Source organism: Pantoea sp. GM_Pan_3, from assembly GCF_026541045.1.
In the GTDB taxonomy this organism is placed as follows: Bacteria; Pseudomonadota; Gammaproteobacteria; order Enterobacterales; family Enterobacteriaceae; genus Pantoea; species Pantoea anthophila.
Window position 1 is genome coordinate 1,341,458 of record NZ_JALNVA010000001.1, and the last position, 12,683, is coordinate 1,354,140.

General features: G+C 56.3%; 15 protein-coding genes. 1 reads left to right on the forward strand and 14 read right to left on the reverse strand.

Annotated elements, in window-relative coordinates:
* Positions 1-202: 202 nt before the first annotated feature.
* From OXR04_RS06340 to yceD, 13 genes are all read right to left on the reverse strand, one after another.
* Positions 203-994 carry a metal-dependent hydrolase gene (locus OXR04_RS06340; protein ID WP_111207925.1) on the reverse strand — a complete coding sequence of 264 codons (792 nt, stop codon included), beginning with the start codon at positions 992-994 and terminating at the stop codon, positions 203-205.
* An 18-nt stretch (positions 995-1,012) separates the two neighbouring features.
* Positions 1,013-2,002 (reverse strand): DNA polymerase III subunit delta', encoded by a 990-nt coding sequence (holB, locus tag OXR04_RS06345; protein ID WP_111207926.1) that lies wholly within the window; start codon positions 2,000-2,002, stop codon positions 1,013-1,015.
* Positions 2,002-2,634 (reverse strand): dTMP kinase, encoded by a 633-nt coding sequence (gene tmk / locus OXR04_RS06350; protein WP_009090858.1) that lies wholly within the window; start codon positions 2,632-2,634, stop codon positions 2,002-2,004. Before tmk ends, holB begins: the two co-directional genes overlap by 1 nt.
* Positions 2,624-3,643 (reverse strand): endolytic transglycosylase MltG, encoded by a 1,020-nt coding sequence (gene mltG / locus OXR04_RS06355; protein ID WP_046101601.1) that lies wholly within the window; start codon positions 3,641-3,643, stop codon positions 2,624-2,626. The genes tmk and mltG overlap by 11 nt, the downstream gene beginning before the upstream one ends.
* Entirely contained in the window at positions 3,640-4,455 is an 816-nt protein-coding gene (gene pabC, locus OXR04_RS06360) for an aminodeoxychorismate lyase (protein WP_267369492.1), read from the reverse strand. Before pabC ends, mltG begins: the two co-directional genes overlap by 4 nt.
* A gap of 91 nt (positions 4,456-4,546) precedes the next feature.
* Complete coding sequence (gene fabF, locus OXR04_RS06365) at positions 4,547-5,788, reverse strand: beta-ketoacyl-ACP synthase II (RefSeq protein WP_009090861.1); 1,242 nt, start codon at positions 5,786-5,788, stop codon at positions 4,547-4,549.
* Between the two features lie 84 nt (positions 5,789-5,872).
* Complete coding sequence (acpP, locus tag OXR04_RS06370; protein WP_003849865.1) at positions 5,873-6,109, reverse strand: acyl carrier protein; 237 nt, start codon at positions 6,107-6,109, stop codon at positions 5,873-5,875.
* A gap of 154 nt (positions 6,110-6,263) precedes the next feature.
* Positions 6,264-6,998: a 3-oxoacyl-ACP reductase FabG gene (gene fabG, locus OXR04_RS06375; RefSeq protein WP_009090862.1), complete on the reverse strand. Its 735-nt coding sequence runs from the start codon at positions 6,996-6,998 to the stop codon at positions 6,264-6,266.
* Between the two features lie 10 nt (positions 6,999-7,008).
* On the reverse strand, positions 7,009-7,941 hold the full coding sequence (gene fabD, locus OXR04_RS06380) for an ACP S-malonyltransferase (RefSeq protein WP_267369493.1): 933 nt from the start codon (positions 7,939-7,941) through the stop codon (positions 7,009-7,011).
* 16 nt (positions 7,942-7,957) lie between these two features.
* Complete coding sequence (locus OXR04_RS06385; RefSeq protein ID WP_150029676.1) at positions 7,958-8,911, reverse strand: beta-ketoacyl-ACP synthase III; 954 nt, start codon at positions 8,909-8,911, stop codon at positions 7,958-7,960.
* A complete protein-coding gene (gene plsX / locus OXR04_RS06390; protein ID WP_009090865.1) occupies positions 8,912-9,952 on the reverse strand; it encodes a phosphate acyltransferase PlsX in 1,041 nt (346 codons plus the stop codon).
* A 25-nt stretch (positions 9,953-9,977) separates the two neighbouring features.
* On the reverse strand, positions 9,978-10,148 hold the full coding sequence (rpmF, locus tag OXR04_RS06395; protein WP_003849870.1) for a 50S ribosomal protein L32: 171 nt from the start codon (positions 10,146-10,148) through the stop codon (positions 9,978-9,980).
* 14 nt (positions 10,149-10,162) lie between these two features.
* On the reverse strand, positions 10,163-10,684 hold the full coding sequence (gene yceD, locus OXR04_RS06400) for a 23S rRNA accumulation protein YceD (protein ID WP_009090867.1): 522 nt from the start codon (positions 10,682-10,684) through the stop codon (positions 10,163-10,165).
* 140 nt (positions 10,685-10,824) lie between these two features.
* Between yceD and OXR04_RS06405 the strand changes: the two genes are divergently transcribed.
* Positions 10,825-11,412 (forward strand): nucleoside triphosphate pyrophosphatase, encoded by a 588-nt coding sequence (locus OXR04_RS06405; RefSeq protein ID WP_267369496.1) that lies wholly within the window; start codon positions 10,825-10,827, stop codon positions 11,410-11,412.
* An 11-nt stretch (positions 11,413-11,423) separates the two neighbouring features.
* On the opposite strand, the gene rluC is transcribed toward OXR04_RS06405, so the two are convergent.
* The gene (gene rluC, locus OXR04_RS06410; protein ID WP_009090870.1) at positions 11,424-12,380 is read right to left on the reverse strand and encodes a 23S rRNA pseudouridine(955/2504/2580) synthase RluC; all 957 of its coding nucleotides are present in this window, start codon (positions 12,378-12,380) and stop codon (positions 11,424-11,426) included.
* Between the last annotated feature and the right edge of the window lie 303 nt (positions 12,381-12,683).

A 12,683-nucleotide genomic window follows, 5' to 3' on the forward strand; every position in this document is an offset into this window, starting at 1 on the left:
TGATTTATTACGAAGGGTAAAATAATTACCGATTTTTTACTTTGACGGCTATCACGTTTCAACAATTACAGCGGCATGATTTGCGAAATTTCTGATTAATTCAGCGCTGCAACACGCAATAAAAAACTGACCCTGTTCAGAAAAACAGGGTCATTCGGGAAGATTGCAGATTAATTACAGAGACTGAAATAAACCGGCCGACTCAGGCACCGAGCTGACTCATCGGGATATGAAACAGCGTAGAGAAGTTGCGGGTGGTCGCCTCCGCCAGCGTTTCAATATCAACCCCTTTCAGCACGGCCAGATAGTCGGCAACGTCGCGCGTATAGGCGGGCTGGTTCTCTTTGCCGCGATAAGGCACCGGGGCCAGATACGGCGAGTCGGTTTCGACCAGCATCCGGTCCAGCGGTACATAGCGTGCGGCCTCACGTAACTGTTCGGCATTACGGAAGGTAACGATACCGGAGAAGGAGATGTAGAAGCCCATATCAAGCAGTTTAGCCGCGGTGGGCTGATCCTCTGTGAAGCAGTGCAGCACGCCGCCACAGCGCTCAACCTGCTCTTCCCGCAGGATCGCCAGCGTATCGTCACGCGCATCGCGGGTGTGAACAATAATCGGTTTGTTCAGTGCGATACCGGTTCGGATATGTTCCCGGAACGAGCGCTGCTGCTGCTCCCGCGTCTCAGGCTGGTAGTGATAATCCAGCCCGGTTTCACCCAGCGCGACCACGCGGGGATCGGCAGCGAGCCGGCGAAACTCCTCAACATCGTACGCCTCTTCCTGATTCAGCGGATGCACGCCGCAGGAGAGCGCAATGTTTTTTCGCTCCCCCACCAGCTGCTTCAGGGTATGAAAACCCGGCAGCGTGGTGGCGATGGCCAGCATAAATTTCACATCACGCGCCGCCGCTTTGGCGAGCACATCATCCAGGTCACGGTGGTTCTTTTCATAATCCAGGCCATCAAGATGGCAATGGGAATCGACAATAAACATAAAGACTCTCAGAGTGATTTAGCCGATCAGGGCGGGCTTCTGGTTATCTGCCCAGCTCAGGAGCTGATCGGTCAGCAATAATTCACGGTTGACTGACGCCACATGCAGTAGCTGTTCACGGCAGCGCATCCAGGTCCGGGCCGTGTTGTTGAGCGCGCTGGCTGAAAAGTGGCTGGCCAGTAAGGCCACCACATCCTGGCGATCGATGTTGCTCAGCCACTGCTCCGCATTCTGCTGCCATTTCATGGCGTCCAGCAGTAATGAAATCAGCCAGCCAATGCGTGCTGCCGCATCGTCTGCATTCAGCACCGGCAGCAGTTGCAGGATGTCATGCTGCAACGCCGCAGGCAGCGCGTCGCAGAGCTTCTGTCTGGCCTGCCACGGCCCGGTGTCCAGCAGACTCAGCGCCGCACCGGGCGCTCCCGCGCTCAGGCGTAACGCCGCCAGCAGCATCGCTTCATCCTGTGAGGCGTGCTTCTTCAGCCAGAGCAGGCTCTGCCCTTCATCCGGTGGCGTCAGGTGCAGCGTCATGCAGCGACTGCGCAGCGTTGCCAGCAGCCGTGACGGATCGCGGCTGCTGAGGAAGAACCAGCTGTTAGCGGGGGGCTCTTCCAGCGTTTTCAGCAGGGCGTTGGCCGCCGCTTCCGAAAGCTGTGCCGCATCCGGCAGCCAGACGACTTTTGCCCCCCCCTGCTGACCAAAGTGGTACATTTTTTCTGTCACCTGCCGTACTGCATCAATGCCCAGCGTGGATTTACCTTTCTCCGCCTCAAGCCGGTACCAGTCCGGGTGCGTATTAGCCTGCATCAGCTGGCAACCGTGGCACTGGCCGCAACTTTTCAGGCCATCCGGCTGCTGACACATCAGCCAGCGGCTCATTCCCCAGACCAGCGCCTCATCGCCCATGCCCGTCATCGCGTGGATCATCAGCGCATGGTGAGCGCGATTCTCCTGATGCTGACTAATGATCTGGCGATAAGGCTGGTTCAGCCACGGATACCAGTTCATCACGCCTGCTCCGCCAGCCACGTATCCAGCGCTGCCTGAAGTGACGCCGTCACATCAGGCAGCGCCTGTGTGGCATCAATCGTGAGGATGGCCGGATCCGCGGCTGCCAGCGCCAGGTAGCGCGCCCGGGTGCGTTCGAAGAAGCGCAGCGACTCCTGCTCAATGCGGTCCAGTTCACCGCGTGCCCGGGCGCGCTGCAGACCGATCTCAGGTGTCACATCCAGATAGAGCGTCAGATCCGGACGGAAGTCGCCGAGTACCGCACTGCGCAGCGTCTGCATCAGATCGCTGTCGAGTCCCCGTCCGCCCCCCTGATAAGCCTGAGAGGAGAGATCGTGACGATCGCCGATCACCCAGGCCCCGCGCGCCAGCGCCGGTTTGATCACGGTTTCCACCAGCTGAACCCGAGCAGCGTAGAGCATCAGCAGTTCCGCTTTATCGGTAACCTGTTCACCCTCAATCCCCTGCTTGACCAGCACCCGCAGCTGTTCCGCCAGCGGCGTTCCGCCCGGCTCCCGGGTAAAGACCAGATCGGTGATGCCCCGGGCGCGCAGCGTGGCGACGATAGCGTCGCGCGCGGTGGTTTTTCCGGCGCCTTCCAGGCCTTCAATGACGATAAACTTACTGTCCATTTTTTTCCTTAAGCGTCTGCCGGTAGACCTGCACCGCCTTATTATGGCTGGCAAGATTCGTAGTAAAGGTATGCCCGCCCTTGCCATCCGCCACAAAGTAGAGATAGTTGGTTTTTTCCGGATGGGCCGCTGCCTGCAGCGAGGCTTTGCCCGGTATGGCGATCGGGCCAGGCGGCAGGCCATTAATCATATAGGTATTGTAACTGCTGGCCGTCTCCAGATCTTTGCGGGTCAGCGTACCGGTGTAGCTGTCGCCCATGCCATAGATCACCGTGGGATCGGTCTGGAGGCGCATCCCCGTGCGCAGACGATTGATAAAGACCGACGCAACCCGCGCACGCTCGGCGCTGACGGCAGTCTCTTTTTCAATAATAGAGGCCATCGTGACCAGATCCTGTGGCGTTTTATAGGGCAGATTGTCTGCCCGGCCCTGCCACACTTCCTCAATGGTTTTTTTCATGCGTTCATGTGCACGCTGCAGCAGCGAAACATCGGTGGTGTTCGCCGTGTAGAGCCAGGTATCGGGGAAAAAGTTGCCCTCCAGCTGATCCGCTGGCACGTTAAGCGCGCTGGCAACGGTAGCGAACTGATCGTCTTTCAGGGTATGCCGGATATAGGGTGCCTTTCGCAGTTCACTCAGCCACTCTTTCAGCCGCTGACCTTCCACAAACCGCAACGGGAACTGTGCTTCTTTACCGCTGGCCAGCAGCTGTAACAGCGAACGCACCGTCATGGTCGGCTCAAGGCGATAGGTTCCCGCCTTAAACGTCGCCAGTTCCGGCTCCAGCTTCAGCAGCGCACCGAACCAGATGCTCTCAGGTATGATCTTCTGCTCTTCCAGCTGCGCTTCAAGCGCCACCCGTCCCGTACCGGCAGGCAGCGTGTAGATCGTTTCCTGATGCAGTGTTAAAGGGGTGGCCGCAAACTGCTTAACCTGCCAGTAACTGACAACCGCGGCGAGACCCACTATCGCCAGCAGAGCGGCGAGAATTTTTTTGCTTCGACTCATGATGCATCCATTATCTTTTCACAGCTTGCGAGCAACTGATTAAACAGCGAGCGTTCAGTAAAGTGCGACGCTTCTATCTGTCGGACCGGCAGAACCGGCATAAGCGCATTACATATCACCACTTCATCGGCGTCCAGCAACTGCGCCGGTTCGCTTTTTATGACCTGGCAAGCCTGACCTGCCGCCGCGAGTTGTGCCATCAGACTCCGCCGCATAATGCCATCCACACCCGATTCTGACAGATCGGGGGTGTAAATCTGCGTGCCGTGACGCCAGAATAAATTGGCCGCACAGCATTCCACCACCCAACCTTCAGTGTCAAGCACCAGCGCCTCGTCGGCGTCTGTCTGGTCAAGATGAGCCCTGATCAGCACCTGCTCCAGGCGATTAAGATGTTTGATACCGGCAAACAGAGGATTACGCGCCAGACGAACCGGACTGAGGCTGAGAGACACACCACGCTGCTGCAACGTGGCGTAATGGTGCGGCCAGGGCGCGAGCGAAACAATCCGTGTGGGTTCGGCGCAGCCCTGCCGGCTGTATCCGCGTCCGCCGCTACCGGCGCTGATAATCACTTTCAGAACGGCCTGCTCCTGCCCCTGCGCGGCCTGTTTCATCTCAGCCTCAAGCTGAAGCCAGTCAATGCCGCCGATCCATAACCGTTCGCAGCCCTGCCTGAGCCGCTTAAGGTGGTTCTTCAGCAGCAGAATGTTACCCTGTCGCACAGCCGCGGTGGTAAAGCAGCCGTCGCCAAACTGCAGGCCACGGTCGCTGGCTGCCAGCGTTGATTGTTTGATACCGTTAATCCACATCGTTCTCTCCCGGGGATGACGTGTGATTTCAGCGCATTCTGCAGGATAAAAAAAGGCCCGCATCGCGGGCCTTTTTACGCATCAACACCGATTACACTTTACGGAAAATCAACGAACCGTTGGTTCCGCCAAAGCCAAAGGAGTTACACAGCGTGTATTCCAGGCCGGTAACCTGACGTGCGGTATGAGGCACGAAGTCGAGATCGCAGCCTTCATCCGGATTGTCGAGGTTGATGGTCGGTGGAATCGCCTGGTCGCGCAGCGCCAGAATCGAGTAGATCGCCTCCACCGCGCCTGCCGCACCCAGCAGGTGACCGGTCATCGACTTGGTCGAGCTGACCATCACGCTCTGTGCCGCCGCACCAAACACGGATTTCACTGCCTGCGCTTCCGCTTTATCACCGGCCGGCGTTGACGTGCCGTGCGCGTTAACGTAGCCGATCTGCGCCGGATCCAGCTGAGCGTCACGCAGCGCGTTGACCATCGCTGCCGCCGCACCAGAACCGTTTTCCGGTGGTGATGTCATGTGGTAAGCGTCGCTGCTCATGCCGAAACCGACGATTTCTGCATAGATCTTCGCGCCGCGTTTTTTCGCGTGTTCGTACTCTTCCAGCACCACGATACCGGCACCGTCGCCCAGCACAAAACCGTCACGATCTTTATCCCACGGACGGCTTGCCGCCTGCGGGTTGTCGTTACGGGTTGAGAGCGCACGTGCAGCACCAAAACCGCCCACGCCCAATGGCGTACTGGCTTTCTCTGTGCCACCTGCCAGCATCACGTCAGCATCGTTATAGGCGATGATACGTGCAGCATGACCGATGTTATGGACGCCAGAAGTACAGGCTGTCGCAATAGAGATGCTCGGACCTTTCAGGCCATACATGATGGTGAGATGACCCGCCACCATGTTAACGATGGTTGAAGGCACAAAGAATGGACTGATTTTGCGCGGGCCGCCGTTGACCAGGGAGGTATGATTCTCTTCAATCAGACCCAGGCCACCGATGCCGGAGCCAATCGCTGCGCCCATACGGCCTGCATTTTCCTCGGTCACAACCAGACCGCTGTCCTGCATGGCCTGAATACCAGCCACGATGCCGTATTGGATGAATTCGTCCATCTTGCGCTGATCTTTGCGCGAGATGAAATCATCACAATTAAAATCTCTTACCAGACCTGCAAAACGCGTTGCATAAGCACTGGTATCAAAATGGTCGATCAGGGTAATGCCGCTCTGACCGGCAAGGAGAGCACTCCAGGTAGACTCTACGGTATTGCCGACAGGAGACAACATGCCAAGACCAGTCACAACTACACGACGCTTAGACACGTTCGTCCTCCAGGGAGGGGAAATAGGAACTATGTGGGACAAACAAAAAAATCAGGCGGTCGAGCGACCGCCTGAAGATATTCATTAGCCTTTATGGCTATTGATGTAGTCGATCGCTGCCTGAACGGTAGTGATTTTCTCAGCTTCTTCGTCTGGAATCTCAGTATCAAACTCTTCTTCCAGAGCCATCACCAGCTCAACGGTATCAAGAGAATCGGCACCCAGGTCTTCTACGAAAGATGCAGAGTTGGTGACTTCTTCCTCTTTCACACCCAGCTGCTCACTGATGATTTTCTTAACGCGTTGTTCGATATCGCTCATACTATTTAATTTCCTATCAAAACTCGCTTTCGCGATGGTTTTCGTAGTGTATAAAATGGTGAAAAAGATGCAACAAAATCCCGGCTGGTCTAACCACGATTTTGCGTTATTTTGCGGTTTTAACCGCAAATAATGCAAATGATTTCGTGATTTATCAGACCATGTACATTCCGCCATTGACGTGCAGCGTTTCACCTGTGATGTAGGCTGCTTCGTCAGAGGCTAAAAATGCCACAGCATTGGCGATTTCCTGCGCTTCGCCTAAGCGACCCGCTGGCACTTCCGCCAAAATACCGGAACGTTGATCTTCGTTCAGTGCCCGCGTCATGTCAGTCTCAATAAAGCCTGGAGCCACGACGTTGACGGTAATGCCACGTGACGCGATTTCGCGCGCCAGTGATTTGCTAAAGCCAATCAAACCCGCTTTTGCTGCTGCGTAGTTTGCCTGGCCCGCGTTACCCATGGTGCCGACAACGGAACCAATGGTGATGATACGGCCCACGCGCTTTTTCATCATGGCACGCAGAACCGCCTTAGAAAGGCGGAATACCGATGTGAGGTTAGTATCCAGGATATCCTGCCACTCATCGTCCTTCATGCGCATGAGAAGATTGTCACGCGTAATGCCTGCATTATTGACTAAAATATCCACTTCGCCAAATTCAGCGCGAATATTCTCTAAAACGCTGTTAATGGAGTCAGCGTCAGTCACATTCAGTAACAGGCCCTTGCCCTTGTCGCCAAGGTAAGCACTGATGGCGTCGGCGCCACTCTGGCTGGTTGCAGTTCCGACGACTCTGGCACCGCGTGCCACCAGGGTTTCTGCAATCGCACGACCAATGCCGCGACTCGCGCCGGTAACCAGCGCAACTTTACCTTCAAAGCTCATGATTTTCCTCTTATTCCTTTCCGAGTGCAGCGTTCAGTGAAGCCGTATCGTTCACGGCAGCAGCGGTCAGGGTATCGACAATGCGTTTGGTCAGACCGGTCAGGACTTTGCCCGGACCCATCTCCAGCAGGTGTGTCACACCCTGTGCTGCCATCGCTTCCACGCTCTCGGTCCAGCGAACCGGGCTGTAAAGCTGACGAACCAGCGCATGCCGGATAGCCGACGCGTCGGATTCGGCTTTGACATCGACATTATTAATGACCGGCACCGCAGGCTGATTAAACGTTATGCCTTCAAGCGCCACCGCCAGTTTGTCGGCAGCAGGCTTCATCAGTGCGCAGTGGGAAGGCACGCTGACCGGCAGCGGTAAGGCACGCTTGGCACCCGCTGCTTTACAGGCAGCGCCTGCACGTTCAACGGCTTCTTTGTTACCCGCAATGACCACCTGGCCTGGCGAGTTGAAGTTTACCGGCGAAACAACCTGGCCCTGAGCACTCTCTTCACAGGCCTGACGGATAGCGGCGTCATCCAGGCCAATAATCGCCTGCATTGCGCCCGTGCCTTCCGGCACCGCTTCCTGCATCAGTTTGCCGCGCAGTTCAACCAGTTTCACCGCGTCAGCGAAGTTGAGCACGCCTGCACACACCAGTGCCGAGTACTCGCCCAGGCTGTGACCGGCCATCAGAACGGGCTGTTCGCCGCCCTGCGCCTGCCAGACACGGTAGATAGCCACGGAGGCGGCCAGCAGGGCTGGCTGAGTCTGCCAGGTTTTATTCAGCTCTTCAGCCGGACCCTGACTGACTAACTGCCACAGATCGTATCCCAGCGCGTCAGAAGCTTCACGGAAGGTCTCTTCAACCTGCGGATAAGTGGCTGCTAATTCAGCCAGCATGCCCACGGTCTGTGAACCCTGACCGGGAAAAACAAATGCAATTTGCGTCATCTTTCGTTCCTGTCAATCAAAAGCGAACCAGCGCAGAACCCCAGGTGAATCCACCACCAAAGGCTTCCAGCAGAATAAGGTGTCCGGGTTTGATGCGGCCATCACGAACCGCTTCGTCCAGTGCGCTTGGCACCGAGGCGGCAGAGGTGTTGCCGTGGCGATCCAGTGTGACGACCACTTTATCCATGGTCATGCCGAGTTTTTTCGCGGTGGCGCTGATGATGCGCAGGTTAGCCTGATGCGGCACCAGCCAGTCCAGCATTTCACGATCGAGATTATTGGCCTGCAGCGTTTCGTCAACGATGTGGGCCAGCTCGGTTACGGCGACCTTAAAGACTTCGTTGCCCGCCATGGTGAGATAGGCAGGCTGATCCTGATGCGCGCGATCCTGATAAGGCAGGGTCAGCAGCTGCGAATAGCGACCGTCGGCGTGCAGATGAGTAGAGATGATCCCCTGCTCTTCGCTCTGGCCCAGCACAACCGCACCCGCGCCATCACCGAACAGGATGATGGTGCCGCGATCTTCCGGATCCAGCGCACGCGCCAGCACATCAGCACCAATCACCAGCGCATGTTTTACGGCGCCATTTTTGATGTATTGATCGGCCACGCTCAGTGCATAGGTGAAACCGGCGCAGGCGGCCGCAAGGTCAAACGCCGCGCAGTCTTTGATCTCCAGCATTTGCTGGATCATGCAGGCGGAGCTCGGGAAGGCATGGCTGGAAGAGGTTGTGGCGACAATGATCAGCCCAACGTCATTCGCCTCAATGCCGGCCATTTCCAGCGCGCGCTGAGCGGCGCTGAATCCCATGGTGGCGACGGTTTCGTCAGGTGCAGCAATGCGACGCTCACGGATGCCGGTACGGGTAACAATCCACTCGTCCGACGTCTCCACCATTTTTTCCAGATCGGCATTGGTGCGAACCTGGCTGGGCAGATAACTGCCCGTACCGATAATTTTGGTATACATCTAGGCTTTGTCACTCCTGGCTAATACAGCATCAAGGCGCGCAGCAATTCGTTCGGGAATTTGCTGCCTCACCGCCTGCTCTGCCTGTTCTATCGCCACGGCGAAGGCGTGTTGATTTGCTGCGCCGTGACTCTTGATCACTGTTCCGCGCAATCCTAACAGACAAGCGCCATTGTACTGGTCGGGGTTGAGATGCCCGAAGCGCTTTGCCAGACGTTTCTGAACCCAGCGCCCCAGCAACTGAAGCCACCATGACCGTTTTTTGCCTTCCCCTGAGGACTTCAGCAGAGAAAGAAACATTCTTACCACGCCTTCCATCGTCTTCAGCGTGACGTTCCCGACAAAACCGTCACAGACCATGACATCGGTTTTACCGGTCAGCAGCTCGTTACCTTCGAGGTAACCAATATAGTTGATGTGCGGTGATTCTCGCAGCATAACCGCGGCGTCACGGATTGTTTCCAGCCCTTTGGTCTCTTCATGACCGATGTTGAGCAATGCAACACGGGGCTGTGAAATCCCCAGTACATACTCGGCCATCACGGAACCCATCACGGCAAACTGCACCAGCATCGCACTGTCTGAGTCCACATTCGCGCCCAGATCGAGTACCACCGTTTTACCCTGCTGCTGATGCGGCAAAACGGACATCAGCGCCGGACGCTTAATGCCGTCCAGCGGTTTTAATAAGAGTGTCGACAGCCCCATCAAAGCCCCGGTATTACCGGCGCTGATACAGGCCTGGGCACGTCCCTCTTTCACCATCTCCAGCGCCACACGCATTGAGCTGCCGCGACTGTTCCGGATGGCCTGAGCGGGCCGCGCATCACTTGCAATAACCGATTCGGCAGGGATAACCTGCAAACGCCCCATCAGGGAGGAATCCGCTTTGGCAAGCAATGGCATGAGAGTGTCGGGATGTCCGACCAGAAGAAGGAATAGTTCCGAATGAGAGGCCAGTGCCTGCAATGCTGCAGGCACTGTCACGCAGGGACCGAAGTCCCCGCCCATGGCATCAATCGCCAGGGTCAAACGTGTCAAGGTATCGCCTTGCTAAGCAAGAAACTTACTTAACGATAACCTTGCGACCGCGGTAGTAACCGTCCGCAGTGATGTGGTGACGCAGATGAGTTTCGCCAGAAACTTTATCTACTGACAGAGCAGCAGTGGTCAGCGCATCGTGCGAACGACGCATACCACGCTTAGAACGGGTGGGTTTATTCTGTTGTACGGCCATGGACCTTACTCCTATTACTTACGCTTTAAACTGGCTAATACGGCAAATGGATTTGGTTTCTCCGCCTCTGCAGGCAGTTTGCCAAAGACCATGTCCGCCTCGGACACTTCACAGTGTTCAGAATCGTGCACCGGAACGACCGGCAGCGCGAGAATCAGTTCATCCTCAACAACCGCCAGCAGATCGATCTCACCAAATTCGTTGACATCGACCGGCTCGTACGCTTCCGGCAATGCTTCGGCCTGCTCTTCAGAAGAGACGGGACTGAAACAAAAACTGACTTTTACGTGATGGGGAAAGGTCTGGTTGCAGCGCTGACAACGCAACGTCACCTGAACTTCAGCAGTACCCGTCAGTACCGCCAGACGTTGGCTATCAACCGCGAACGACATGGCACAATCCACATCACTGTCCACACTAACGACCGACTCGGCCACACGCTCCACCTGTGCAGATGTGTAGACACCCTGATAATCAAGGCGCTTCTGAGCGGTGCGGACAGGGTCCAGCGTTAGGGGTAATTTTACCTTTTGCATAGGGCGCGCATATTAACTTTGTAATGTCATAGAGTCAAAGAAAAAGGCCGTTAAACAGCATCTTTCAACCACTATTCGCATCCAGTGCGGCGCACAGTTTAAAATGACTGTCACCAATTCGCTATTACTATTGAAAAAAAATGACGCCATCGATTCTTTTAGCTTCGACCTCCCCCTTCCGACAGGCGCTGCTGCGCAAGCTGGGGCTGCCTTTTATTACGGCTGCGCCAGAAGTAGATGAGTCGCCGCTGCCGGATGAATCGGCGCAGGCGCTGGTGACGCGACTTGCCAAAGCCAAAGCGCAGGCACTGGCAGAAACCTACCCCAGTCACTGGATTATCGGCTCTGACCAGGTCTGTGTACTGGATGGCGTGATTACCGGAAAGCCTCACACCGCAGAGAAGGCGCGGGCGCAGCTGCGTGCCGCCAGCGGCAAAGCGATCACGTTTTATACCGGCCTGGCACTCTGTCACCCCGCCAGTGGCACACTGCTGCAGGAGTGCGAACCTTTTGTGGTGCATTTCCGCACCTTAACCGAGGCAGAAATTACCGGCTATGTTGAGAGGGAGCAGCCGCTTCAGTGTGCGGGCAGCTTTAAAAGTGAGGGGCTGGGAATTTGTCTGTTTGATCGACTGGAGGGGCGCGACCCCAACACGCTGGTCGGCCTGCCGCTGATTGCGCTCAATGCAATGCTGCAGCAGGCCGGCATCAATCCTTTAACCGCGTGATGCCGGAGCACTCACCCTTTACGCTGACGTAACCTGAGCAGACACTGCTTCAGGCCTTCGTCCAGCGGCGCTTCCACCCGCATCACGTCGCCCGTGCCAGGATGGGTAAAGGTCAGGGCCGCCGCGTGCAGGAAGAGGCGATTTAAGCCAGTTGCCGCCAGCTGACTGTCAAAGTCGCGTTCGCCATAGCGATCGTCAAACGCGATAGGATGACCGGCGTGCAGCGTATGCACACGAATCTGGTGCGTGCGCCCGGTTACCGGGCTGGCCTTCACCAGCGTGGCAAACTCAAACCGCTCTTCCACTTTAAAGCGGGTTTCAGAGGGTTTGCCTTCGCTGCTGACGCGCACCACGCGTTCGCCGCTCTGCAGGATATTTTTCAGCAGCGGAGCCTGAACCACTTTCAGGTGTGACGGCCAGTTGCCGCGCACCAGCGCCAGATAATCCTTCTGCATCCCCTTTTCGCGCAGTTGCTCATGCAGGGAGCGCAGCGCCGAGCGCTTTTTCGCCACCAGCAGAATACCGGAGGTGTCACGGTCCAGGCGATGCACCAGTTCCAGGAAGCGTGCTTCGGGACGCAGTGCGCGCAGGCCTTCAATGACGCCGAAGGTCAACCCGCTGCCTCCGTGAACGGCGGTGCCGGAAGGCTTGTTCATCACCAGCAGCGCCTCATCTTCATACAGAATGGCGTCAGCCAGTGAGGCCACTTTTGCCAGCTTCGGTGACACGGCCTCGTCATCGCGTTCGGCGACCCGCACCGGTGGAATGCGAACCTCATCGCCCTCCTCCAGCTTATATTCGGGCTTGACGCGCTTTTTATTTACCCGCACCTCGCCTTTGCGAACGATGCGATAAACCATGCTTTTTGGCACACCCTTGAGCTGGGTGCGCAAAAAGTTATCAATGCGTTGTCCGGCATTTTCAGCCGTGATGGCGACAAATTGTACGCCCGGATTCTCTGTTTTCATGGCGGCGATTCTAAATAGTGTCCCCTGATAGCGCCACCCCTTTTTCTGTGCTTAACTCTGGGGTTGATGTGGCGGCAGGTCGCCTCCCTGCTGACTTTTTCAGCAAACCGCTGCTTTGTCCGACACATTAATAAGTTAAATGTAAAGAAACTTCACAAGCTGGCTAAAGTCGCCTTGCTATATGAAGGTTAGCAGTGGAATAATGCTTGAGTTTCTTACCTGAAGCATTTCAGGGCAGAAAAAGAGCGAAATTGTCATTTTGCCGGATTGAGCAGACACGCAGCAATGGCGTAAGACGTAATG